Here is a 23,810-nt window from a genome sequence, read left to right on the forward strand (position 1 = left end):
CCGCGCAGGTCATAGTTGTTCCCGTGACCTCGCAGATCTTCCCCTCCGACGTGCAGCAGTCGCTGGACCTCGTCGGCATCTTCGTCTTCGCCCTCTCCGGAGGGCTGCTCGCCGTCCGCAAGAACATGGACATCTTCGGGATCTGCGTGCTCGCCGAGGTCACCGCGCTCGGCGGCGGTGTCATGCGCGACCTCGTCATCGGGGCCACCCCGGTCGCCGCGTTCAGCAACCTCGGCTACTTCCTGACGCCGCTCGCGGCCGGTTTCGTCGTCTTCTTCCTGCACCCCGAGGTCGAGCGGATCAACCGCGCCGTCCAGACGCTCGACGCGCTCGGGCTCGGACTGTTCTGCGTCACCGGCACCGCCAAGGCCCACGACTACGGGCTCGGCGCCGTCGCGTCCGTCGCGCTCGGCATGGTCACCGCGGCCGGCGGCGGCGTCGTCCGGGACGTCCTCGCCGGGGAGATCCCCTCACTGCTGCGCTGGGACCGCGAGATCTACGCCGTGCCCGCCCTGGTCGGCGCCGCCCTGGTCGCCGTGCTGATCGGCCTCGACCGGCTCACCGGCGCCACCGGCACCGCCGCCGCGCTCACCGCCTTCGTGCTGCGGATGCTCGCCCTCAAGTACGGCTGGCGCGCCCCGCGGGCCTGGCACCGCAACGGTTCTCGCACCAGCGAGGAGTAGGCGAGCCGCCGTACGCCAGCGAGATCGCCTCCGCCGTGCACAGCAGCTCCGGCACCATCCGGGCCAGCTCGCCCGGCGGCACCTCGCTCACCGGCGCGCTCACCGCGCACGCCGCGACCGTCCGCCCGCCGCTGCCCGACACCGGCGCGGCCACGCACGTCACCGGCTCGCGGTGCTCGGCGGACTCCGCCGCCCAGCCCCGGCGGCGCACCGCCGCCAGCTCCGGCGGCAGCTCCTCCTCGCGGGCGCCGTCCTCCGGCCGCCCGGCCAGCAGCACCCGGCCGATCGCCGTCCCCGCGGCCGGCGCGCGCCGCCCGATCCGCGACGGCCGCCGGGCGCCGGGCCCGGCGACCTCGTCGACGTACAGCACCTCGCCGTCCTCCAGCACGGCCAGCTGGACGGTGAGTCCGCTGCGCGCGTTCAGCGCGGCCAGGTACGGCGCGGCCACCTGGCGGACGTCGATCTCCTCCAGCGCCCGGTGCGCCAGCGACAGCAGCCGGCCGCCCAGGCGGTAGCGCCGGTCCGGCTGGCGCTGCGCGAAGCCGTGCTCCTCCAGCGTGCGCAGCAGGCGCAGCGCGGTGGACTTGTGGACGCCGATGCTGGTCGCCGCCTGTTCCAGGGTCACGGGTCCGTCGCCGAGCGAGCCGAGCAGCGTGAGGGCGCGGTCGACCGACTGCGACATGGCGTCCCCCGAGTTCCGACGAGAAGTGTCCGTCAGGCTAACCACCGGACGGCGCAGTGGGTCAAACCGGCGCCGGACGCGGCGGTCCCGGCTCGGACGGGTCTTTCGGATCAGGTCGCATTCTGGTGCGCAGGCCGGGAACGGTGCCGGGGACGGCCCTCTACAATCTGATGGTTATGCCATACCTGGACCATGCGGCGACCACGCCGATGCTGCCCGAGGCGATCGCCGCGATGACGGCGCACCTCGGTGTCGTCGGCAACGCCTCCTCCCTGCACGCGGCCGGCCGCCGGGCCCGCCGCGTCGTCGAGGAGGCCCGCGAGTCGCTCGCCGACTCGCTGGGCGCCCGGCCGAGCGAGATCGTCCTCACCGGCGGCGGTACCGAGTCCGACAACCTCGCCGTCAAGGGCCTGTACTGGGCCCGGCGGGACGCCGACCCGGCCCGCACGCGGGTGCTGTGCAGCCCGGTCGAGCACCACGCGGTGCTCGACGCGGTGCACTGGCTCTCCGAGCACGAGGGCGCCACCGTCGAGTACCTGCCGGTCGACGGGCTCGGGCGGGTCCATCCGCAGGCGCTGCGCGAGGCGATCGAACGGGACCCGGGCTCGGTCGCCCTGGTCACCGTGATGTGGGCGAACAACGAGGTCGGCACCGTCCAGCCGGTGCGGGAACTCGCGGCCGTGGCGGCCGAGTTCGGCATCCCGATGCACGCCGACGCGGTGCAGGCGCTCGGTCAGGTGGAGGTGTCCTTCGCCGACTCCGGGCTCACCGCGGTCACCGTCACCGGGCACAAGATCGGCGGCCCGTTCGGCATCGGCGCGCTGCTGCTCTCGCGCGGCGCCGCGCCCGTTCCGCTGCTGCACGGCGGCGGCCAGGAACGCGACGTCCGCTCCGGCACCCTCGACGCCCCCGCCGCGGCCGGCTTCGCGGCGGCCGCGGCCATCGCCGTCGAACGGCGGGCCGAGCACGCGGCGGCGCTCGGCGCGCTGCGGGACGACCTGATCGCCTCGGTGCTCGCCGCCGTGCCCGACGCGGTGCTCAACGGCGACCCGGCCCCCGAGGGCCGGCTGCCCGCCAACGCGCACTTCTCCTTCCCCGGCTGCGAGGGCGACGCCCTGCTCATGCTCCTCGACGCCCAGGGCATCGAGTGCTCGACCGGCTCCGCGTGCTCGGCGGGCGTCCCGCAGCCCAGCCACGTGCTGCTGGCGATGGGCGCCGACCCGCTCCTGGCGCGCGCGTCCCTGCGCTTCTCTCTCGGCCACACCTCCACCCAGGACGACGTGAAGGCCCTGGCCCAGGCGATCGCCCCCGCCGTCCAACGCGCCCGCAACGCGGGCCCGATGTCGGTCCGCCGCTAGCCGCTCCGCGGGCGCGCACTTCGGGGGTCTGAACGCCCGTCGAAGGCGCGCGCCCCGGCGCTGTCGACCTGCGGCCCCCGAGCCGGCGTCCGTCGTCGGCCCGGGCCCCGGGCGGAGGCCCGATATCGGCTCGGGGAACACCGGGGGCAGCACGTACGCTTGGGGGCATCATGACTGATTTCCCGGGTGCCCCGACCGCTCCGTCCACTGGCCGTCTGCGCGTGCTCGCGGCGATGTCCGGCGGGGTCGACTCCGCCGTCGCCGCCGCCCGTGCCGCCGAAGCGGGGCACGAGGTGACCGGCGTCCACCTGGCGCTGTCGTCGAACCCGCAGTCCTTCCGGACCGGCGCCCGCGGCTGCTGCACCATCGAGGACTCCCGGGACGCCCGCCGCGCCGCCGACGTCATCGGCATCCCCTTCTACGTGTGGGACCTCGCCGAGCGCTTCCGCGAGGACGTGATCGACGACTTCGTCGCCGAGTACGCGGCCGGCCGCACCCCCAACCCCTGCCTGCGCTGCAACGAGAAGATCAAGTTCGCCGCGCTGCTGGACAAGGCGGTCGCGCTCGGCTTCGACGCCGTCTGCACCGGCCACTACGCCCGGATCGTCGACCTGCCGGACGGCCGCCGCGAGCTGCACCGCGCGGTGGACGCCGCCAAGGACCAGTCGTACGTGCTCGGCGTGCTGGACGCCGACCAGCTGGCCCACTCGCTGTTCCCGCTCGGCGACACCACCAAGGACGTCATCCGCGAGGAGGCCGAGCGCCGGGGCCTGGCCGTCGCCAAGAAGCCGGACAGCCACGACATCTGCTTCATCGCGGACGGCGACACCCAGGGCTTCCTCGCCAAGCACCTCGGCACCGCGACCGGCGACATCCTCGACGTGGACGGCACCAAGCTCGGCGAGCACGACGGCGCGTACGGCTTCACCATCGGCCAGCGCAAGGGCCTGCGGATCGGCCGCCCGGCGCCGGACGGCAAGCCGCGGTACGTGCTCGACATCTCGCCGGTGAACAACACCGTCACGGTCGGCCCGGCCGAGGGCCTGGACGTGGTCGGGCTGACCGCGATCCGCCCGCGCTGGTGCGGGGGCGAGCCGGCCGCCGACGGGCGCTACACCGCCCAGCTGCGCGCGCACGGCGAGGAGGTGCCGGTCTCGGCGTCCGTCGTGGACGGCGAGCTCCGCGTCGACCTGGACTCGCCGGCCCGCGGCATCGCCCCCGGCCAGGCCGTGGTGCTGTACGACGGCACCCGGGTGGTCGGCTCCGCGACCATCGCGACGACCGAGCGCCCGGCCGTCCGGGCCTGAAACCCCGGTGAGCGGTCCCCGGTCCGCGTGATAGACCGGACGACACTATGAACATCACTGTCTTCTGCTCCGCGTACTCGCTCGACGACCGCTACACCGCCCCCGCCGCCGAGTTCGCCCGGCTCCTCGGCGAGGGCGGGCACACCCTGGTGTGGGGCGGCTCGAACGCCGGCCTGATGGGCCTGCTGGCCGACGGGGTGAAGGCGGCCGGCGGGAAGCTGGTCGGCGTCATGGTCGAGATGCTGAAGCACAAGGGGTACGACGGCGCCGACGAGCTCGTGATGACCCGCGACCTGGCCGAGCGGAAGGCGGAGCTCGCGGCCCGCGCGGACGCCATCGTCGTGCTGGTCGGCGGGCTGGGCACGCTGGACGAGGTCACCGAGGTGCTGGAGCTCAAGAAGCACGGGATGTTCGAGAAGCCCGTCGTCGTCCTCGACAGCGAGGGGTTCTACTCGGGCCTGCGCCTCCAGCTGGAGCGGATGGACGCCGAGGGCTTCCTGCCGCGCCCGCTCGGCGAGTTGATCTCCTTCGCGGACACGCCCGCCGAGGTGTTCGCACAGCTCAAGTCCTGAGAGGATCGGCCCCATGCCTGCACATCTGATCACCGGCGCCGGCTCCGGCATCGGCGCCGTCCTGGCCGGGCGCCTCGCCGAGCGCGGCGACGACCTCTGGCTCCTGGCCCGCGACGCCCGCCGCGCCGCCGAGCTGCGCGAGCGCTTCCCCGGCGCCCGCACCCTGGTCGGCGACCTGGGCGACCCGGCCAAGCTCGCCTGGGCCCTCGGCCACCAGGAGCTGCCGGTCGAGCTGGACTCGCTGCTGCACATCGCGGGCGTGGTCGAGCTCGGCCCGGTCGGCGACCTGCCGGTCAAGGTGTGGAACGACACGCTCGGCGTCAACCTCGTCGCCCCGGCCGAGCTGACCCGCCTCCTGCTGCCCTCGCTGCGCCTCGCCAAGGGGCACGTCGTGTTCGTCAACTCCGGTGCGGGCCTGCGGGCCGGCGCCGAGTGGGCGGCGTACGCGGCGAGCAAGCACGGCCTCAAGGCGCTCGCCGACGCGCTGCGCGAGGAGGAGCACGCCGGCGGGGTGCGCGTCACCTCGGTGTACCCGGGCCGCACCGCCACCGCGATGCAGGTCAAGGTGCACCAGCAGGAGGGCAGGTCCTACGACGCCGGCCGCTGGATCGAGCCGGAGTCCGTCGCGAGGGCGGTCCTCGCGGCCCTGGACGCCAGCCGCGACGCGGAGATCACGGACATCACCGTCCGCCCGGGCCACTGATCCGGGGCCGGTCGGCGGCGCACTAGGCTCGGACGGGTGAGCACCCCACACCCCTTCCCCGACCTGCACGGCGCCGCCACCGGCGTCGGTTCGCTGCCCGGCACCGACGCCCGGGAGGCCGCCAGGACCTCCACCGGGGCGCTGGAGCAGCTGCCGTTCCTGCCCGAGCTGCCCGCGCGCGGGCCGGGCGCCGACATGATCGGCCGCAGCGCCGGCCTGCTGGCCGAGCTGTTCGCGCAGACCGAGCCGAGCGGCTGGCGCTTCGCCGACCGCCCCGGCCGGGACACCCGGCGGGCCCGCTCCTGGCTCGGCGAGGACCTCGACGCGCTGGAGGAGTACACCCAGGGCCACCGGGGGCCGCTCAAGGTCCAGGCCGTCGGGCCGTGGACGCTGGCCGCCTCGATCGAGCTGAAGCACGGCGAGAAGGCGCTCGCCGACCGCGGCGCCTGCCGGGACGTCGCCGAGTCCCTCGCCGAGGGCCTGCGCCGCCACCTCGCCGAGGTCCGCAGGCGGGTGCCGGGCGCGGAGGTGGTGCTCCAGCTCGACGAGCCCTCGCTGCCCGCCGTGCTGGCCGGCTCGGTGAAGACCGCGAGCGGCTTCCAGCGGCTGCGCGCGGTGGACCGCCAGGTCGCCGAGGAGGCGCTGCGCGAGCTGATCCGCGCCCTGGACGCACCGGTCGTCGTGCACTGCTGCGCGCCCGACGTGCCGATCCCGCTGCTGCGCCGGGCCGGCGTCGCCGGCGTCTCGCTGGACCTCTCGCTGCTGACCGAGCGCGCCGACGACGACCTCGGCGAGGCCGTCGAGGCGGGCACGGCGATCCTCGCGGGTGTCGTCCCCTCCACTGACCAGGAGGTGTCCGACCCGGCCGGTAGTGTCCAGGGTGTCAGGACCTTGTGGCGCAGGCTCGGGTTCGCCCCGGAGCTGCTGGGCCGTCGTGTGCTCGTGACACCGACCTGCGGGCTGGCCGGGGCCTCCCCGGCGTACGCGCGCAAGGCGCTGCTGCTCGCGGCGCGGGCGGCGCAGAGCCTGGTGGACAACCCGGAATGAGAACGTAGGAGGCTTGCGGTGGTGGCTGTCGAGGGCTGGGAGGACGTCCCGGCGGAGGTGCGCAGGCGGCACGCCGAGCTGGCGGCGGAGATCACCGACTACCGCGCCCGCTACTACGAGCAGGACGCCCCGGTCGTCTCCGACGCCGAGTTCGACGGCCTGATGCGCGCGCTGGAGGCGCTGGAGGCCGAGCACCCGGCCCTCGTCACCCCGGACTCGCCGACCCAGAAGGTCGGCGGCGCCCCGACCGAGCTGTTCGCCTCGGTCGAGCACCGCGAGCGCCTGCTCAGCCTCGACAACGCCATGGACGACGACGAGCTCGCCGCCTGGGCCGAGCGCGTCGCGGGCGAGCTGGCCGGCATCGACTACCACTACCTGTGCGAGCTCAAGGTGGACGGCCTGGCCGTCAACCTCACCTACGAGAACGGCCAGTTGGTGCAGGCCGCGACGCGCGGCGACGGCCGGGTGGGCGAGGACATCACCCCCAACGTCCGCACCATCAAGGAGATCCCGCAGCAGCTCAAGGGCGACGACGTCCCCGAGCTGGTGGAGATCCGCGGCGAGGTCTACTTCCCGACCGAGGCGTTCGACGCGCTCAACGCCTCGTTCGCGGAGGAGAACGAGCGCCGCCGCCAGGAGAACGAGGAGCGCGCCAAGGAGGGCAAGCGGCCCCGGGCGCTGATCCGGCTGTTCATGAACCCCCGCAACGCCGCCGCCGGTTCGCTGCGCCAGAAGGACCCGCTGGTCACCGCCTCGCGCCCGCTGCACATGGTGGTGCACGGCATCGGCGCCCGGGTCGGCTTCGACATCGACAACCAGTCGCACGCCTACGACCTGCTGCGCCAGTGGGGCCTGCCGACCGCCCGGCACAACGAGGTGGTCGGGACGCTCGACGAGGTGCGGGCGTTCATCAAGCGCTTCGGCGAACAGCGGCACTCCGTCGAGCACGAGATCGACGGCGTCGTGGTCAAGGTGGACGAGATCGCCCTCCAGGGCCGCCTCGGCGCCACCTCCAAGTCCCCGCGCTGGGCGATCGCGTGGAAGTACCCGCCGGAGGAGGTCACCGGCAGGCTGGCGGAGATCCGGGTCGGCGTCGGCCGCACCGGCCGGGCCACGCCGTTCGCGGTGCTGGCCGAGCCGGTGAAGGTGGCCGGTTCGATGGTGCAGTACGCGACGCTGCACAACCAGCAGGTCGTCAAGGCCAAGGGCGTCCTGCTCGGCGACACCGTGGTGCTGCGCAAGGCCGGTGACGTCATCCCGGAGATCCTCGGGCCGGTGGAGGACCTGCGGGACGGCACCGAGCGGGAGTTCGTGATGCCCTCGCACTGCCCGGAGTGCGGCGCCGAGCTGCGTCCGATGTCCGAGGGCGACATCGACCTGCGCTGCCCCAACGCCCAGTTCTGCCCGGCCCAGATCCGGGAGCGGATCGCCTTCCTGGGCGGCCGTTCCTCGCTGGACGTCGAGGGGCTCGGCTACGTCGCGGCCACCGCGCTGACCCAGCCGCTGGAGCCGGGCGAGGCGCCGGTGAAGGACGAGGGCGACGTCTTCGGGCTGACGATGGAGCAGCTGCTGCCGATCAAGGTGCTGGTCCGCGACCAGAAGACCGGCATGCCCAAGCTGGACGACCGCACCGGCAAGGAGAAGATCGCCACCTTCTTCGCCAACCAGAAGGGCGAGCCGAAGAAGACGGCCGGCCTGCTGCTGGAGAACCTGGAGAAGGTGAAGGACCGGCCGCTCTGGCGGTTCCTCAACGGCCTGTCGATCCGGCACGTCGGTCCGGTCGCGGCCCAGGAGCTGGCACGGGAGTTCCGCGATCTCGACCGGATCTTCTCGGCCACCGAGGAGGAGCTGGCGGCCGTCGAGGGGGTCGGGCCGACGATCGCCCGGTCCGTCATCGAGTGGTACCAGGAGGAGTGGCACCGCGGGATCCTGGAGAAGTGGCGCGCGGCCGGCGTCCGCTTCGTCGAGGAGCCCGCCGACGAGGAGGAGGCGGAGCGCCCGCTGGAGGGGCTGACGGTGGTGGTGACGGGCACGCTGGCCGGGCACACCCGGGACGGCGCCAAGGAGGCGCTGACCTCGCGCGGAGCGAAGGTGACCGTTTCGGTTTCGAAGAAGACCGACTTCGTGGTCGCCGGTGACAACCCCGGGTCCAAGTACGACAAGGCCGTTCAGCTCGGCCTGGCCGTCCTGGACGACGCCGGCTTCGCCGTCCTGCTCGCCGACGGGCCCGCCGCCGCCCGCGCCCACCTGGGACTCGACACCCCGGAGGACGCTCCCGAGGACACCCCGGAGGACGCCCCCGAGGAGGCCCCCGCCGAGGGCTGACCCGAGCCGCGAGTGGCCGAATCCGTCTTGTTATCGTCCTGATGCAACGTCACCGGGTGCCGTTCAGTGAAAGCGGGCACAGTGTCCCTGAGCGACACCCGGGCACGGTGGCGCGTTTCCGGTTGTCCGAAAGTCTGCCCACCGGGTGGGCCCCGGCATACCCTGGAGCGCAACAGAGTGTCAGCAGGGGTGGGGGCACCGGCTGAGCCGGTACTCCGCGGGGTCGCTCCATGCCCGCCAGCAGTCGGTACCGGCACGGTGCCTCACCGTAAGGCGGCCTGACGGGGCGGGCCCGACGGAGGACAGGGCTTATGGATCGTACGACCGGCGGCGCGCCCACACGCCCGCCGCAGGGGGTGGCGGGTGCGGTCCTGCTGCTCGGCGTGCTGCTGGCCGGAGCCGCGCCGCTCATCCCGCTGGCCGTCCTGGTCTACCGGTACGAACCCGAGCTGTTGCCGCTGTTCGCGGTACCGCTGGCCGTCCTGGTCGCGGCGTGGCGGATCGCCCGGGACCGCGCCCGCGACCAGCTGACCGACCCGCTGACGGACCTGCCCAACCGTCAGGCCCTGCTGCTGGCCGCCCAGGAGGCGATCGCCGAGCACGAACAGGGCTACAGCGTCGGTCTCATACTGCTCGACCTCGATCGCTTCCGATCACTCAACGACACCCTCGGCCACACTGCCGGTGACCGGCTCCTCGTGCACATCGCCCGCCGGCTGCACCGCGCCCTGCGCTCCGGCGGCGCGGTCGGCACCCCCACCCGCGAGTCCATCGACGACGTCTTCGCCGGCCTGCCCCGGCACTACCGCCGCGGCCGCCCGATGGTGGCCCGGATGGGCGGCGACGAGTTCGCCGTCCTGCTGCCCGGCATCAACTACCCGGACTGCCTGGAGCGCGTCGCCAAGGCCCTGATCGCCGAACTCGCCGCCCCGATCCGGCTGGACGGGCTGCTGCTCGTCCTGGAGGCCAGCGCGGGCGTCTGCGTCTTCCCGCAGCACGCCCAGGACGCCGAGTCGCTGCTGCGCCGCGCCGACGTCGCGATGGGCCACGCCCAGCGCGGGCGCAGCGGTGTCGAGCAGTACGACGAGACGCAGGACGCCGACACCCCGTACCGGATCGGGCTCCTGGGGGACCTGCGCCGCGCGCTGGAGACCGGCGAGGTGCAGCTGCACTACCAGCCGAAGGTGGCCTTCGACGGCCGGGTGGTGGGCCTGGAGGCGCTGCTGCGCTGGGAGCGGCCGGGCCAGGGCAAGGTGTCGCCGGACGAGTTCGTCGGGCTCGCCGAGTCCAGCGGGCTGATGCCGCGGCTGACCGACTACGTGCTGGAGGCGGCGGTCGGCCAGCTCGCGTACTGGCGCGACCAGGGCCTGCAGGTGCAGGTCGCGGTGAACGTCTCGCCGCGCGACGTGCTCAACCCGGGCTTCGCGCAGCGCGTCGCGGGGCACCTGGTGCGCCACCAGGTGCCGGCCCACGCGCTCCAGCTGGAGATCACCGAGCGGCTCCTGCTGGACGACTCGAGGCGGGCCGCCGACACCCTGGCGGAGCTGCGCGGCTACGGCGTCGGGATGTCCCTGGACGACTTCGGCACCGGGCACTCCTCGCTGGTGCGGCTGCGCAGCCTGCCGGTCGGCGAGCTGAAGATCGACCGCTCCTTCGTCTCCCGGATGGTCGCCGACGACCACGACGCGGCGGTGGTCCGCTGCTCGGTGGAGCTCGCGCACTCGCTCGGGCTGACCGTGGTCGCCGAGGGCGTCGAGGACGACGAGACCTGGGAGCGGCTGCACTGCATGGGGGTGGACGCGGTGCAGGGCTGGCTGGTGTCGGCCGCGCTGCCGCCCGAACAGGCCACCGCCTGGCTGCGGGTGCACCGCACCGGCAGCCCGACCGTGGAGCGGCTGGCCGCCACGCTGCCGCCCGGCATCAAGCCGGCCGTGCAGAAGGTCCCGGGCGGCAAGCCGGCGATGCCGCCGGTCCTGCCCCCGACACTCCCGCCGGTCCTGCCGCCCGTCCTGCCCCCCGTGGTGCAGGCCGTGCAGGCCGCGCAGATGGAGATCAACGCGCCGGGGACGCAGAGTTGGGCCCGGACCAGGCCGCAGTAACCGCCGCCGCCGGTTACTCGTTGGCCGGTGGCCGGGCCGGGCCCCATAGGATGGGGTCCAAAGACCACGAGGACGGGAGCGCCGAGCCGGCTGCTCCTGCCCGGGCCCGGCACCGCTGAAGCAGCGCCGGGCCTCACCAGAACTCACCCTGAGGATCGCTGCATGCCTGGCATCACGCGCGAGGAGGTCGCCCACCTCGCCCGGCTGTCGCGTCTTGAGCTGAAGCCCGAAGAGCTGGACCACTTCGCCGAGCAGCTCGACGTGATCATCGGCGCGGTCGCCCGCGTTTCCGAGGTCGCCGGACAGGACGTCCCGCCGACCTCCCACCCGCTCCCGCTCACCAACGTCATGCGGGCGGACGAGGTGCGGCCGTCGCTCACCCCGGAGCAGGCGCTCGCGAGCGCGCCCGCCGCCGAGGAGCAGCGTTTCCGTGTGCCGCAGATCCTCGGGGAGGACTGACCGAGATGACCGACCTGATCCGCTACACCGCCGCCGAGACCGCGAGCGCCATCGCCAAGGGCGAGGTCTCCGCCGTCGAGGTCGCGCAGGCGCACCTGGACCGCATCGACGCCGTCGACAAGAAGGTCAACGCCTTCCTGCACGTCGACACCGAGGGCGCGCTGAACGCCGCCAAGGCGGTCGACGAGAAGCGCGCCAAGGGCGAGGAGCTGGGCCCGCTGGCCGGCGTCCCGCTCGCGCTGAAGGACGTCTTCACCACCAAGGGCATCCCGACCACCTGTGGTTCGAAGATGCTCGAAGGCTGGATCCCGCCGTACGACGCCACGCTGACCTCGCGCCTCAAGGACGCCGGCGTCGTCATCCTCGGCAAGACCAACATGGACGAGTTCGCGATGGGCTCCTCCACCGAGAACTCGGCGTACGGCCCGACCGGGAACCCGTGGGACCTCTCCCGCATCCCCGGCGGCTCCGGCGGCGGCTCGGCCGCGGCGCTGGCCGCCTTCGAGGCCCCGCTGGCGATCGGCACCGACACCGGCGGCTCGATCCGCCAGCCCGGCGCCGTCACCGGCACCGTCGGCGTGAAGCCGACCTACGGCTCGGTCTCCCGCTACGGCCTGGTCGCGTTCTCGTCCTCGCTGGACCAGGGCGGCCCGTGCGCCCGCACCGTGCTGGACGCGGCGCTGCTGCACGAGGCCATCGCCGGGCACGACCCGCTGGACTCCACCTCGATCGACGCGCCCGTCCCGGCCGTCGTCGCGGCCGCGAGGATGCGCGACGTGCGCGGCATGCGCATCGGCGTCGTCAAGGAGTTCGCCGGCGAGGGCTACCAGGCCGGTGTCATGCAGCGCTTCGACGAGTCGGTGGAGCTCCTGCGCGAGCTGGGCGCCGAGGTCGTCGAGGTGTCCTGCCCGTCCTTCACCCTCGCGCTGCCCGCGTACTACCTGATCGCGCCGTCGGAGTGCTCCTCCAACCTGGCCCGCTTCGACGCGATGCGCTACGGCCTGCGGGTCGGCGACGACGGCAGCCGCTCGGCCGAGGAGGTCACCGCGCTGACCCGCGAGGCCGGCTTCGGCGACGAGGTCAAGCGCCGCATCATCCTCGGCACCTACGCCCTCTCCTCGGGCTACTACGACGCCTACTACGGCTCGGCCCAGAAGGTGCGCACGCTGATCTCGCGCGACTTCGACGCCGCGTTCGCCGGGGTGGACGTCCTGGTCTCGCCGACCACGCCGACCACCGCCTTCCCGATCGGCGAGCGCGCCGACGACCCGATGGCGATGTACCTGGCCGACCTGTGCACGATTCCGTCCAACCTGGCGGGCAACGCGGCCATGTCGCTGCCGGTCGGCCTGGCCCCGGAGGACAATCTCCCGGTCGGCCTGCAGATCATCGCGCCCGCGATGGCGGACGACCGCCTGTACCGCGTGGGCGGCGCCGTCGAGGCCGCACTCAACGACAAGTGGGGGCACACCCTGCTGGAGGAGGCACCGGCACTGTGAGCAAGATCGAGAAGGCCAAGGCCCAGTCTGCTTCTTTGAAGGGCTTCAAGCATTCCAAGCCCGGTCTGTGGCTGTCCATCGGCACCAGCGCCTTCGGCGCGATCTCCGTGGTCAAGGACGTCCGCAAGGCCCGCGAGGAGAGCGACACCCTGAAGCTGGTCAACGCCCTCGTCGGCGCCGCCGCGCTGATCACCGGCACCGCCCTGCTGGTGCGCGAGCTGCGGCAGCTCGCCTCCGACGACGTGCTGCTGGGCTAGGGCCACTCTTCGGGCCGAGCGCCCCGGCCCGGCCCCGCGCGAGCGGCGGCCGGGCCCGTACCTCCCAAGTCTTTACGTGAGAAGGGACGCTGTGAGCGTCATGAACCTGGTCTCCTACGAGGACGCTCTCGCGTCGTACGACCCGGTGATGGGCCTTGAGGTCCACGTCGAGCTCGGTACCAAGACCAAGATGTTCTGCGGTTGCTCGACCGAGCTGGGCGCCGAGCCGAACAGCCAGACCTGCCCGACCTGCCTGGGCCTGCCGGGCTCGCTGCCGGTGGTCAACGCGACCGGCGTGGAGTCGGCGGTCAAGATCGGCCTGGCGCTCAACTGCGAGATCGCCGAGTGGTGCCGGTTCGCGCGGAAGAACTACTTCTACCCGGACATGCCCAAGAACTTCCAGACCTCGCAGTACGACGAGCCGATCGCCTTCAACGGCTACCTCGACGTGCAGCTGGAGGACGGTTCGACCTTCCGCGTGGAGATCGAGCGCGCCCACATGGAGGAGGACACCGGCAAGTCCAGCCACGTCGGCGGCGCGACCGGCCGCATCCACGGGGCCACCCACTCGCTGCTCGACTACAACCGGGCCGGCATCCCGCTGATCGAGATCGTCACCAAGCCGATCACCGGCGCCGGCGAGCGGGCCCCCGAGGTCGCCAAGGCGTACGTCGCCGAGCTGCGCGAGGTCATCCGCTCGCTGGGCGTCTCCGAGGCCCGGATGGACAAGGGCCAGATGCGCTGCGACGTGAACCTGTCGCTGCGCCCCAACGGCACCGAGACCTTCGGCACCCGCTCGGAGACCAAGAACGTCAACTCGCTGCGCAGCGTGGAGCGGGCCGCCCGGTTCGAGATCCAGCGCCACGCCACCGTGCTGACCGACGGCGGCACCATCGTCCAGGAGACCCGCCACTTCCACGAGGACAACGGCAGCACGACCTCGGGCCGGATCAAGGACAACGCCGAGGACTACCGCTACTTCCCCGAGCCGGACCTGGTCCCGATCGCCCCCTCGCGCGAGTGGGTCGAGGAGCTGCGCGCCGCCCTGCCCGAGCTGCCGCGGGTGCGCCGGGCCCGCCTGCAGGCCGAGTGGGGCCTGTCCGACAAGGACATGCAGTCCGTCCTCAACGCCGGCGCGGTCGGGCCGATCCAGGAGACCATCGCAGCCGGTGCCCCGGCCGACCAGGCCCGCAAGTGGTGGATGGGCGAGCTGGCCCGCCGCGCCAACGAGACCGGCACCGAGCTCAGCGAGCAGCCGATCACCCCGGCGCAGGTCGCCCGGGTCGCCGCGCTGGTCGCCGAGGGCAAGCTGAACGACAAGCTGGCCCGCCAGGTCATCGAGGCCGTGCTGGCCGGCGAGGGCGAGCCGGACGAGGTCGTCGAGAAGCGCGGCCTGGCCGTCGTCTCGGACGACTCCGCGCTCGGTGCCGCGGTCGACCAGGCCATCGCCGAGAACGAGGCCGTCGCCGCCAAGATCCGCGACGGCAAGGTCGCGGCCGTGGGCGCGCTCGTGGGCGCGGTCATGAAGGCCACCCGCGGCCAGGCGGACGCCGCCCGCGTGAAGGATCTGATCCTTGAGAAGCTCGGCGTCTCTGCCTGAGTTCCTAAGGCGCCTTAGGCATCTAAGGCCCCCTAAGTAAGGCCTAAGGCCCGGTTCCACCCCCAGATCGGGAGGGAACCGGGCCTTTGCCGTGCCCGAGTGGCCTCATCTAAGGCATCCGGGCCCCGAAACATCGGGAAGCCTGCCGATGTGGTGCCCCCCTCTGGGAGAGGAAGCTCTTAGTCAACAGGGAAGACCGAAGAACGAAACCCACAAGGGGAACACCGTGATCGAGTACGAGCTCATCCAGCAGCAGGTCCACGAGCTCCAGGTCCACGCCGAACACCAGCGCCTCGTCCGCGAGGCGAAGGAGGCCCGCCGCGGCCTGCGCCGCCCGGTCGCCGCGCGCTTCCAGCGCCGCGCCGCGCGGAAGACGGAATGCTGACGGACCGGCACCCGGCGGGTGCCGAGGAGAAGTCGGAGGGGGAGGCGCGAGTGAGCGCCTCCCCCTCCGGGCGTTCGCCGGGCGAGATATCCCCTCGGCCCGCCGCCACCGCCTATGGCATGCTCGCCTCCATGCAGCAGATGTCGGTCAGTCCCGTCTTCGTCGGCCGCGGCACCGAGATCACCGCGCTGGCCGACGCGCTGCGCCGGGCCGGCACCGGCAGCCCGCAGACCGTCCTGGTCGGCGGCGAGGCCGGCGTCGGCAAGACGCGCCTGCTGGAGGAGTTCCTGGACCGCGCCGGCCACGGCGGGGGAGTGGTCACCACCCTGGGCGGCTGTCTGGAGATCGGCGCCGAGGGCCTCCCGTACGCACCGATCGCGGGCGCCCTGCGCCGGCTGCACCGCACGCTCGGCCCCGAACTGGAGGCCGCGGCCGCCGGTAGCGAGGGCCATCTCGCCCGCCTGCTGCCCGAGTTCGGCGACGGCGACGGCGAACCGAACGACGAGTACGGCCGGGCCCGGCTGTTCGAGCACACCGCGAGGCTGATCGAACGGCTCGGCGCGGACCGTACCCTCGTCATCGCCGTCGAGGACCTGCACTGGTCCGACCGCTCCACCCGCGAGCTCCTCGCCTACCTGGTCCGCACCCTGCACCGCGCCCGCGTGCTGCTGGTCGCCACCTACCGCTCCGACGACCTGCACCGGCGCCACCCGCTGCGCCCCTTCCTCGCCGAGCTCGACCGGCTGCGCACCGTCCAGCGGCTGGAGCTGGCGCGGTTCCGCCGCGGCGAGGTCGCCGCCCAGCTGGCCGGCATCCTCGGCACCGCCGCGCCCGACCGGCAGCTGGTGGACCGGATCCACCGCCGCTCCGAGGGCAACCCCTTCTTCGTCGAGGAGCTCGCCACCGCCTTCGAGGACGGCTGCGGGGCCGGCCTCACCGACTCGCTGCGCGACATCCTGCTGGTCCGGGTGGAGAGCCTGGACGAGGAGGCCCAGAAGGTGGTGCGGATCGCCGCGGAGGGCGGCTCGCACGTCGAGCACGCCCTGCTCGCCGCCGTCCTGGCCGACCTGATGGCCGACGAGGAGGAGCTGATCGGCGCCCTGCGCACGGCCGTCGGCGCCAACATCCTGCGCCTGGACAGCGACGGCGAGGGCTACCGCTTCCGGCACGCGCTGGTCCGCGAGGCCGTCTCGGACGACCTCCTGCCCGGCGAACGGCACCGGATCAACCGCAAGTTCGCGCTCGCCGTCGAGGCCGAGCCGCACCTCGTGCCCGCTGACGCCCTGCCCGCCCGGCTCGCCAACTACTGGTACCACGCGCACGATCCGGCCCGCGCCCTGCCGACCGCCCTGGACGCCGCCCGGGCCGCCCGGCGCCGCAACGCCTTCGCCGAGCAGCTGCGCATGCTCGAACGCGCCCTCGAACTGTGGGACATGGTCTCCGAGGACGTCCTCGCGCACACCCTGCGCCCGTACGACTGGGCCGAGACCTACCCGCCCGGCTCCTGCGACGTCCGTCCCCAGGACGAGGACTGCGACCGGATCCAGCTGATCGACGTGCTCGCCGAGGCCGTCGTCGCCGCCCGGCGCAGCGGCGACCGCGAGCGCGGGCTCAGCCTGGCCAAGCGGGCGCTCAAGCTGGTCGACGAGACGGTGGACCCGCTGCGCGCGGCCTGGTTCCGGATCAACCGGGCCCGCATGCTCGGCCACCTGCGGCGCTCGGGCGACGACGAGGAGATCGCGTACGCGCACCGGCTGGTCGACCACCTGCCGCCGTCCGCGGTGCAGGCCGAGGTGTTCGCGCTCGGCGCCGGCGTCGCGATGCTCAAGGACCCGGGGCCCGAGCACATCGAGCTCGCCGAGCGGGCGATCCGGATCGCCCGCGAGGTCGGCGCGCACGCCGTCGAGCAGCACGCGCGGATGACGCTCGCCGGCCTGCGCTACGACCTGGAGGGGGACGCCGAGTCCGGGCTGGCCGGGCTGCGGGCCGCCGTCGAGGCCTCCCGGCGGGTCGGCACGCCGGACGTGCTGCTGCGCGGCATCAACAACCTCGCGAGCGTGCTGCGCGGGCTCGGCCGGTCCGAGGAGGCGATGGCGATGGCCCGCGAGGGCCTGGAGCACGCCGCCGGCTACGGACTGGTGCGCAACAGCGGCAGCATCCTGACCGGCAACCTGGCCGAGGCGCTGATCGACCTCGGCCGCCTCGCGGAGGCCGTCGAGGTGCTGGGCGACTGCGACCCGGACGAGACCACCAACGCCCACGCCGAGTTCCTGGAGCGGATGCGCGGCGAGATCGCCCTGCTGCGGGGGGACCTGCCCAAGGCGGCCGTCCTCGTGGCCCGGGCCCGGGAGGCCAACCGGGTCGGCCGGATCCAGCACTCGGCGCCGATCAGCCGGCTCGCGGTGCGGATCGCGTGGCTGAACGGCCGGCCGATGGAGGCCCGCGCCGAACTGCTCGGCGCGCTCGCGGACGCCCGGCGGCTCGGCGACGAGGCCGACGTGTACCCGCTGCTGTTCGAGGGGGCCGCGGTGGAGGCGGACTCCCGGGGCCTGCCGGAGGCCGCGGCCGGGCGGGCCGAGGCGCTGGCCGGGATCGCCGCGACGGCGGCCGGGCTCACCCCCAAGGCTCCGCTGCACCACGGCTGGGCGCGGCTGCTGGAGTGCGAGCTGGCCCGCGCCGGGGGCACCGACACCCCGGAGCAGTGGGCCGCCGCGGTCGCCCTGCTGCGGCCGGTCGCCCTGCCGCACCCGCTGGCGCTCGGCCTGCTGCGGGCGGGCGAGGCCGAGGTGCGGGCCGGGCGGCGCGAGGCGGCCGCCGAACTCCTGCGCGAGGCGCGGGAACTGGCCGAGGCGCGCGGCGACCGCCCGCTGGTCGCCGAGATCACCGGCCTGGCCGACCGCGCCGGGCTGGCGCCGGCCCCGGCCGCGCCCGCGGCGGCCTCCTCGGGGCAGGCCGCACCGGCGGGGGAGTCGTTCGGGCTCACCCCCCGTGAGCGGGACGTGCTCCGGTTGCTCGCTCGCGGCTGGACGAACCGGCAGATAGCCGAGGAGCTGTACATCTCTCCGAAGACCGCGAGCGTGCACGTGTCCAACATCCTCGGCAAGCTCGCGGTCGGCGGCCGCGGCGAGGCGGCCGCGCTGGCCCACCGGCTGCGGCTGTTCCCGGACGACCTGGCCCCCGCCACCGGGTGACCCGCGCTCCGGCCCGGGACCGGCCGGCGGACCCCGCCCGCCGGCCCCGGACCGGTGGGCGCCGTCGCGTGCTCCCGTGCGCGCCGCGTGAGCCCCCGCCCGCGCGCCGCCGCCAACCGGGCCGATCCGCCGGAATCAGGTGCATTTCCCTACCCTCCCACCATTACTCTAAGTTCAGTGTGCGTGTCATTGAGTGACGGAATTGGTGTAGGGTCCCGATCGGGAGCATCGGTGCGGTGCGGCGACCGGAAGGCCGCCCACCCCCTGGGCCACCGTCCTGACGGTGCGCCAGGTCACCGCGTACGGCGAAGCGGCGCGCGGCCGGTGGCCCGTGGCCGGGGCGCCGGGTCCCGGGCCGGAGGGGGAGAGGTCAAGTGAGCTCCACCGATACGGTGCTGCCCGCGGCCGAGCGGCCGGGCGCGCCGGCCGCCGACGCGCCCACCACGAGACGCGGCCCGATGCGCCGCCTGCGGGAGGGCCGCGCCCTGCCCGGCCTCGCCCTCGGCGCCCTGTGCCTCAGCTACGCGTGCGGCGCCGCGACCGGCTGGGGGTCCCACCAACTCGCCGTCTTCATGGGTGATTTCGGTCTCGCCGCGGCGGCCCTCGCGGCCGCGCTGTCCTGCCTGGTCTACGGCTGCACGGTCGGTGGCCACGCCCGCCCGGCCTGGCTGCTGTTCGGCCTCTCCTCGCTCACGGTGGCCTTCGGCAACGGCACCTGGGGCTGGTACGAGCTCGTCGAACGCACCGCCCTGCCCCAGGACTCGCTCGCCGCGTACGCCTTCCTGCTGTTCGCCCCGCTCTCCATCACCGGCATCCTGGTGCTCGCCCAGCGCCCGCGCTCCGCGGCCGGCTGGCTCTGCCTCCTGCTGGACGGCTGGCTGATCGCGGGCTCGCTGTTCACCCTCAGCTGGAGCCTGGCGCTCGGCCGGATCGCCGCCGGCGAGGGCGGCTCGGTGCTGACCCTGGCCCTCAAGCTGGCCTACCCGGTGCTGGACATCCTGCTGGTCAGCCTGGTGGTCGGGCTGCGCTTCGGCGGCCGGGACGGCAACCGGGCCGCCGTGCACACCGCGATGATGGCGCTCGCCGTCACCGTCATCTGCGACGCCCTGTTCACCTCCCCGGCGCTGCACAGCAGTTACCACTCCGGCGAGCTCCTCGACGCCGGCTGGTTCTCCGGCAGTCTGCTGCTGGCCTGGGCGCCGTGGTCGCCGCGCTGGCGCCGCCCGCTGCGCGAGCACCCGTCGGCCGGCGGCCTGCCGCGCCGCCGGGTGGCCACCACGTTCAGCGCGCTCACCCCGTACGCCGCGGCCGCGGTGTGCACCGCCGGGATCCTGTACAACGCGCTCGGCGGGCGCCAGCTCGACCGGGTGGTGGCCGCGGCCGCCTGCACCGTCGGCCTCGCGCTCATCCTGCGCCAGGGCGTGATGCTGCTCGACAACCTCTCGCTCGCCCAGGAACTCGCCCACAAGGAGGCGCACTTCCGCTCCCTGGTGCAGGGCTCCAGCGACGTCATCATGATCGCCGGCGCCAACGGCGTCCTCTCGTACGTCTCCCCGGCCGCGCTCGGCGTCTACGGGCGCGACCCGGAGGAACTGGTCGGCGGCAACCTGCTGGACCTCGTGCACCCCGAGGACGTCGACCGGGTGCTCGGCGAGGTGCGCCGCTACCTCGCCCGGGTCCGCCTCACCGCGCACCGCTCGCCGGGCACCGCCGAACCCTCCGCCCGGGTCGAGTGCCGGATCCGCTCCGGCGCCGGCGAGTGGCTGCACGTCGAGTCCACCGTGAGCCGGCACCGCGACGGGCTGATCCTCAACAGCCGGGACGTCACCGAACGCGTCATGCTCCAGGCCCAGTTGCAGCACAACGCCTTCCACGACCCGCTCACCGACCTGCCCAACCGGGCGCTGTTCACCCAGCGGCTGCGGGCCGCCCTCGGCACCCGCGACCGGCAGGGCGGCCGGGGCGAGCCGGGCGCCGGGATCGCCGTGCTCTTCCTCGACCTGGACGGCTTCAAGGCGGTCAACGACAGCGCCGGCCACCAGGTCGGCGACGAGCTCCTGGTGCAGGCCGCCCGCCGCCTGCAGGGCGCCGTCCGCTGCGGGGACACCGTCGCCCGCTTCGGCGGCGACGAGTTCGCCGCGCTGGTGTGCGGCCCGCTCGGCCGCCTCCAGGTCCAGGAGCTCGCCGACCGGCTGCGGGTCGCGCTGTCCGAGCCGTACTGGATCGGCGGCGCCGAGCTCGCGGTCGCCGCCAGCATCGGCATCGCCTTCGGCACCCCCGAGCGCGGCCCGGCCGCCGACCCGCGCACCGGCGCCGACGAGCTGATGCGCAACGCCGACCTCGCGATGTACCGGGCCAAGTCCGAGGGCAAGGGCCGGGTGGTGCTCTACAGCCCCGCCATGCGGGCCGACCTGGAGCGCCGCACCGAACTCGACGAGCGGCTGCGGGTCGCCGTCCGCGAGGGCGGCTTCACGCTGCTCCACCAGCCCGTGGTCGACCTCGGCAGCGGCGCCGTGACCGGCGTCGAGGCGCAGGCCCGCTGGCGCTCGGCGAAGGGCCTGCTGCTCACCCCCGCCGAGTTCCTGCGCTCGGCCGAGCACGGCGACGCGGCCACCCGCTTCTCCCGCTGGCTGATCCACGAGGCGGTGGCGGCGGCCGCCGCCCGGCGCGGCCTGCCCTCCCGCAACCGCACCGGCCCCGCGCCGGTGCCCGTCGCGGTCCGCCTCTCCGCCGAGCGGCTGTGCTCGCCCGGACTGTACGAGACCGTCGCGGCTGCGCTGCGCGACCACCGGCTGCCGGCCGGCGAGCTGGTGATCGAGGTGGCCCGGATGGGCCCGGACGCCCTCGCCGACGAACTCGGCCGCCGCCTGGCCGCACTGCGCCGGCTCGGGGTCGCCACCGTCCTGGCCGGTTACGGCGCCGGCAGCGGCTCGCTGGGCGCCCTCGCCCGGCTGCCGCTGGACGGCCTCAAGCTGGACCGCTCCCTCGTGCAGGACCTCGGCGAGTCCGCGCTCAGCCGCACCCTGGCCGGGCACGCGCTGCGCCTCGGCCGCGACCTCGGGCTGCTCACCGGCGCCGAGGGGGTGGACCTGCCCCGGCAGATCGCCGCCCTGCAGGAGCTCGGCTGCCGCCAGGGCCAGGGATCGGCCTTCGCGCCGCCGCTCGACGAGCCCCGGCTGCGCCGCGCCCTGGTGCGCCGCGGATACCCCCTCCCGAGACCGCTCGGCTCGCTCTCGGCCCGCCGGGCGTACCTGGCCGCGGACACCCGGACGAGTGGCCGCGGGGAGTCTCAGGGAGGGCGTGTCGTACATCACCACGGGGCCTCCGACCTGCCCGAACACCGGGCCGTGACAGGTCCGGGAGCCGGTCCGCATGGCGAGACGGCCGTCCCACCTGCTTGACACGCGCCCCCGAACGGGAGGAAGGTCGTTGCCATGCGCACCCGAATTCTCGTACTTGGCGGGCGCGTCGGCTGAGCGGGCACGCACGCCCCGCTTGTGACAGACCGACGCGCCACCCCTCGCATGCCCTTGGCACGAGGGGTTTTTTGTTGCACTGACGCTGTTCCACCCACGCAAGACCCCTGGCCGCAACTGCTCCGCGAACCCCACGGAAACGGGGAAAAGCGGGACGATTGAGGCAGAGCCGGCGATCGGCCCGAACCGGGACCCCACCCTCGAAGCACCTGGGGCCCGCACCACAGGGCCGGCAAAACCCGAGAAGAGACAGGTAGATGACCGAGCACGCCGCATCCCCCCGCCGCGGGGACAACCCGGCCGCCCACGCTCCCGCTCCCCAGCACGTCGTCGAGACCATGACCGGCGCCCAGTCGCTCATCCGCTCGCTCGAAGCCGTGGGCGCGGACACCGTGTTCGGCATCCCGGGCGGGGCCATCCTGCCCGCCTACGACCCGCTGATGGACTCGGCCAAGGTGCGTCACATCCTGGTGCGCCACGAGCAGGGCGCCGGGCACGCCGCCACCGGCTACGCCCAGGCCACCGGCAAGGTCGGGGTCTGCATGGCCACCTCGGGTCCGGGCGCCACCAACCTCGTCACCCCGATCGCCGACGCCTACATGGACTCCGTCCCGATCGTCGCGATCACCGGCCAGGTCGCCTCCAAGGCGATCGGCACCGACGCCTTCCAGGAGGCGGACATCTGCGGCATCACGATGCCGATCACCAAGCACAACTACCTGGTCACCGACCCCGCCGAGATCCCCCGGGTGATCGCCGAGGCGTTCCACATCGCCGCCACCGGCCGCCCCGGCCCGGTCCTGGTCGACATCGCCAAGGACGCCCTCCAGGCCACCACGACCTTCCGCTGGCCGGTCGAGACCTCGCTGCCCGGCTACCGCCCGGTCACCAAGCCGCACGCCAAGCAGATCCGCGAGGCCGCGAAGATGCTGGTGGGCGCCAAGCGCCCGGTGCTGTACGTCGGCGGCGGCGTGATCAAGGCGCAGGCCACCGCCGAGCTGCGGATCCTGGCCGAGCTGACCGGCGCCCCGGTCGTCACCACCCTGATGGCGCTCGGCGCCTTCCCCGACAGCCACCCGCAGCACCTGGGCATGCCCGGCATGCACGGCAGCGTCCCGGCCGTCACCGCGCTGCAGAAGGCGGACCTGCTGTTCACCCTCGGTGCGCGCTTCGACGACCGCGTCACCGGCAAGCTGGACGGCTTCGCCCCGTACGCCAAGGTCGTCCACGCGGACATCGACCCGGCCGAGATCGGCAAGAACCGCCCGGCCGACGTGCCGATCGTCGGCGACGCCCGCGAGGTGCTGGCCGACCTGATCGTCGCCGTCCAGGCCGAGTTCGACGCCGGCCACAAGGGCGACTACAGCGAGTGGTGGCAGAAGCTCGACGAGTGGAAGAAGACCTACCCGCTGGGCTACGAGCCCGCCCCCGCCGGGGAGCTCTCGCCGCAGCAGGTCATCGAGCGGATTGGCCGGATCGTCGGCCCGGACGCCATCTACGCCGCGGGCGTCGGCCAGCACCAGATGTGGAGCTCGCAGTTCATCCGCTTCGAGAAGCCGGCCACCTGGCTGAACTCGGGCGGTGCGGGCACCATGGGCTACGCGGTCCCGGCCGCGATGGGCGCCAAGGCGGGCCGTCCGGAGGCCGTGGTCTGGGCGATCGACGGCGACGGCTGCTTCCAGATGACCAACCAGGAGCTGGTCACCTGCGCCCTGAACGGCATCCCGATCAAGGTCGCGGTCATCAACAACGGTTCGCTGGGCATGGTCCGCCAGTGGCAGACGCTGTTCTACAACCAGCGCTACTCCAACACCGTGCTGCACGCCGGCCCCGGGCACGACGGCGTCGAGCCGCCGGAGCAGGGCGGCACCCGGATCCCCGACTTCGTCAAGCTGTCCGAGGCGATGGGCTGCGTCGGGCTGCGCTGCGAGCGCCCCGAGGACCTGGATGCGGTCATCGAGCAGGCGATGGCGATCGACGACCGCCCGGTCGTCATCGACTTCATCGTCCACCAGGACGCCATGGTCTGGCCGATGGTCGCGGCCGGAACCAACAACGACGAGATCCAGTTCGCCAAGGGCATCCGCCCCGACTTCGGCGACGACCTCGACTGACGCCCCGCCCTCCCGTCGCCCACCGCCACCCTTCTCGGGACCGGCTTCGCCGG

Annotated in this window: 16 protein-coding genes and 1 pseudogene; 16 read left to right on the forward strand and 1 reads right to left on the reverse strand. The window is 73.8% G+C overall.

The window, feature by feature from the left end; all coding sequences use genetic code 11:
* The first annotated feature begins 23 nt into the window (after positions 1 to 23).
* A complete protein-coding gene (locus ACFVSN_RS34855; protein ID WP_380441369.1) occupies positions 24 to 683 on the forward strand; it encodes a trimeric intracellular cation channel family protein in 660 nt (219 codons plus the stop codon).
* On the opposite strand, the gene ACFVSN_RS34860 is transcribed toward ACFVSN_RS34855, so the two are convergent.
* Positions 619 to 1,365 carry an IclR family transcriptional regulator gene (locus ACFVSN_RS34860; protein ID WP_380441371.1) on the reverse strand — a complete coding sequence of 249 codons (747 nt, stop codon included), beginning with the start codon at positions 1,363 to 1,365 and terminating at the stop codon, positions 619 to 621. The two genes, ACFVSN_RS34855 and ACFVSN_RS34860, sit on opposite strands and share 65 nt — an antisense overlap.
* Positions 1,366 to 1,541: 176 nt before the next feature.
* On the opposite strand from ACFVSN_RS34860, the gene ACFVSN_RS34865 reads away from it, so the two are divergent.
* The 15 genes and pseudogenes from ACFVSN_RS34865 (at position 1,542) to ACFVSN_RS34935 (ending at position 23,757) form a co-directional block, all read left to right on the forward strand.
* Positions 1,542 to 2,723: a cysteine desulfurase family protein gene (locus ACFVSN_RS34865; RefSeq protein ID WP_387592058.1), complete on the forward strand. Its 1,182-nt coding sequence runs from the start codon at positions 1,542 to 1,544 to the stop codon at positions 2,721 to 2,723.
* A 170-nt stretch (positions 2,724 to 2,893) separates the two neighbouring features.
* On the forward strand, positions 2,894 to 4,030 hold the full coding sequence (mnmA, locus tag ACFVSN_RS34870) for a tRNA 2-thiouridine(34) synthase MnmA (RefSeq protein WP_387592055.1): 1,137 nt from the start codon (positions 2,894 to 2,896) through the stop codon (positions 4,028 to 4,030).
* 47 nt (positions 4,031 to 4,077) lie between these two features.
* Positions 4,078 to 4,602 carry a TIGR00730 family Rossman fold protein gene (locus ACFVSN_RS34875; protein WP_380441377.1) on the forward strand — a complete coding sequence of 175 codons (525 nt, stop codon included), beginning with the start codon at positions 4,078 to 4,080 and terminating at the stop codon, positions 4,600 to 4,602.
* Between the two features lie 13 nt (positions 4,603 to 4,615).
* Entirely contained in the window at positions 4,616 to 5,305 is a 690-nt protein-coding gene (locus ACFVSN_RS34880) for an SDR family oxidoreductase (protein ID WP_380505820.1), read from the forward strand.
* A 36-nt stretch (positions 5,306 to 5,341) separates the two neighbouring features.
* Positions 5,342 to 6,352, forward strand: a complete 1,011-nt coding sequence (locus tag ACFVSN_RS34885) for a methionine synthase (protein WP_387592050.1) — start codon at positions 5,342 to 5,344, stop codon at positions 6,350 to 6,352.
* A gap of 21 nt (positions 6,353 to 6,373) precedes the next feature.
* A complete protein-coding gene (ligA, locus tag ACFVSN_RS34890) occupies positions 6,374 to 8,677 on the forward strand; it encodes an NAD-dependent DNA ligase LigA (RefSeq protein ID WP_387957515.1) in 2,304 nt (767 codons plus the stop codon).
* A gap of 326 nt (positions 8,678 to 9,003) precedes the next feature.
* Positions 9,004 to 10,776, forward strand: a pseudogene (locus ACFVSN_RS34895) (putative bifunctional diguanylate cyclase/phosphodiesterase); the annotation flags it as partial.
* A 162-nt stretch (positions 10,777 to 10,938) separates the two neighbouring features.
* On the forward strand, positions 10,939 to 11,235 hold the full coding sequence (gatC, locus tag ACFVSN_RS34900) for an Asp-tRNA(Asn)/Glu-tRNA(Gln) amidotransferase subunit GatC (protein ID WP_329927886.1): 297 nt from the start codon (positions 10,939 to 10,941) through the stop codon (positions 11,233 to 11,235).
* 5 nt (positions 11,236 to 11,240) lie between these two features.
* The gene (gene gatA / locus ACFVSN_RS34905; RefSeq protein ID WP_380441383.1) at positions 11,241 to 12,734 is read left to right on the forward strand and encodes an Asp-tRNA(Asn)/Glu-tRNA(Gln) amidotransferase subunit GatA; all 1,494 of its coding nucleotides are present in this window, start codon (positions 11,241 to 11,243) and stop codon (positions 12,732 to 12,734) included.
* The gene (locus ACFVSN_RS34910) at positions 12,731 to 12,991 is read left to right on the forward strand and encodes a hypothetical protein (RefSeq protein ID WP_380441385.1); all 261 of its coding nucleotides are present in this window, start codon (positions 12,731 to 12,733) and stop codon (positions 12,989 to 12,991) included. The genes gatA and ACFVSN_RS34910 overlap by 4 nt, the downstream gene beginning before the upstream one ends.
* A gap of 91 nt (positions 12,992 to 13,082) precedes the next feature.
* The gene (gene gatB / locus ACFVSN_RS34915; RefSeq protein ID WP_380441388.1) at positions 13,083 to 14,591 is read left to right on the forward strand and encodes an Asp-tRNA(Asn)/Glu-tRNA(Gln) amidotransferase subunit GatB; all 1,509 of its coding nucleotides are present in this window, start codon (positions 13,083 to 13,085) and stop codon (positions 14,589 to 14,591) included.
* A gap of 226 nt (positions 14,592 to 14,817) precedes the next feature.
* Positions 14,818 to 14,976, forward strand: a complete 159-nt coding sequence (locus ACFVSN_RS34920) for a hypothetical protein (protein ID WP_380441391.1) — start codon at positions 14,818 to 14,820, stop codon at positions 14,974 to 14,976.
* Between the two features lie 50 nt (positions 14,977 to 15,026).
* Positions 15,027 to 18,167: an AAA family ATPase gene (locus ACFVSN_RS34925; protein WP_387957501.1), complete on the forward strand. Its 3,141-nt coding sequence runs from the start codon at positions 15,027 to 15,029 to the stop codon at positions 18,165 to 18,167.
* Positions 18,168 to 18,625: 458 nt separating this feature from the next.
* Positions 18,626 to 21,568 (forward strand): putative bifunctional diguanylate cyclase/phosphodiesterase, encoded by a 2,943-nt coding sequence (locus ACFVSN_RS34930; RefSeq protein WP_387592143.1) that lies wholly within the window; start codon positions 18,626 to 18,628, stop codon positions 21,566 to 21,568.
* A 332-nt stretch (positions 21,569 to 21,900) separates the two neighbouring features.
* Positions 21,901 to 23,757, forward strand: coding sequence for an acetolactate synthase large subunit (locus ACFVSN_RS34935; protein ID WP_380499309.1), 1,857 nt, complete (start codon positions 21,901 to 21,903; stop codon positions 23,755 to 23,757).
* The last annotated feature ends 53 nt before the right edge of the window (positions 23,758 to 23,810 follow it).

Source organism: Kitasatospora sp. NPDC057904 (assembly GCF_042887925.1).
GTDB lineage: Bacteria > Actinomycetota > Actinomycetes > Streptomycetales > Streptomycetaceae > Kitasatospora.

What these genes read in the sequence shown, in the direction of transcription:
- ACFVSN_RS34860 (WP_380441371.1), bottom strand. Translation starts at nt 1,365, where the DNA reads ATGTCGCAGTCGGTCGACCGCGCCCTCACGCTGCTCGGCTCGCTCGGC.
- ACFVSN_RS34865 (WP_387592058.1), top strand. Translation starts at nt 1,542, where the DNA reads ATGCCATACCTGGACCATGCGGCGACCACGCCGATGCTGCCCGAGGCG.
- mnmA (WP_387592055.1), top strand. Translation starts at nt 2,894, where the DNA reads ATGACTGATTTCCCGGGTGCCCCGACCGCTCCGTCCACTGGCCGTCTG.
- ACFVSN_RS34875 (WP_380441377.1), top strand. Translation starts at nt 4,078, where the DNA reads ATGAACATCACTGTCTTCTGCTCCGCGTACTCGCTCGACGACCGCTAC.
- ACFVSN_RS34880 (WP_380505820.1), top strand. Translation starts at nt 4,616, where the DNA reads ATGCCTGCACATCTGATCACCGGCGCCGGCTCCGGCATCGGCGCCGTC.
- gatC (WP_329927886.1), top strand. Translation starts at nt 10,939, where the DNA reads ATGCCTGGCATCACGCGCGAGGAGGTCGCCCACCTCGCCCGGCTGTCG.
- gatA (WP_380441383.1), top strand. Translation starts at nt 11,241, where the DNA reads ATGACCGACCTGATCCGCTACACCGCCGCCGAGACCGCGAGCGCCATC.
- ACFVSN_RS34930 (WP_387592143.1), top strand. Translation starts at nt 18,626, where the DNA reads ATGCGCCGCCTGCGGGAGGGCCGCGCCCTGCCCGGCCTCGCCCTCGGC.
- ACFVSN_RS34935 (WP_380499309.1), top strand. Translation starts at nt 21,901, where the DNA reads ATGACCGAGCACGCCGCATCCCCCCGCCGCGGGGACAACCCGGCCGCC.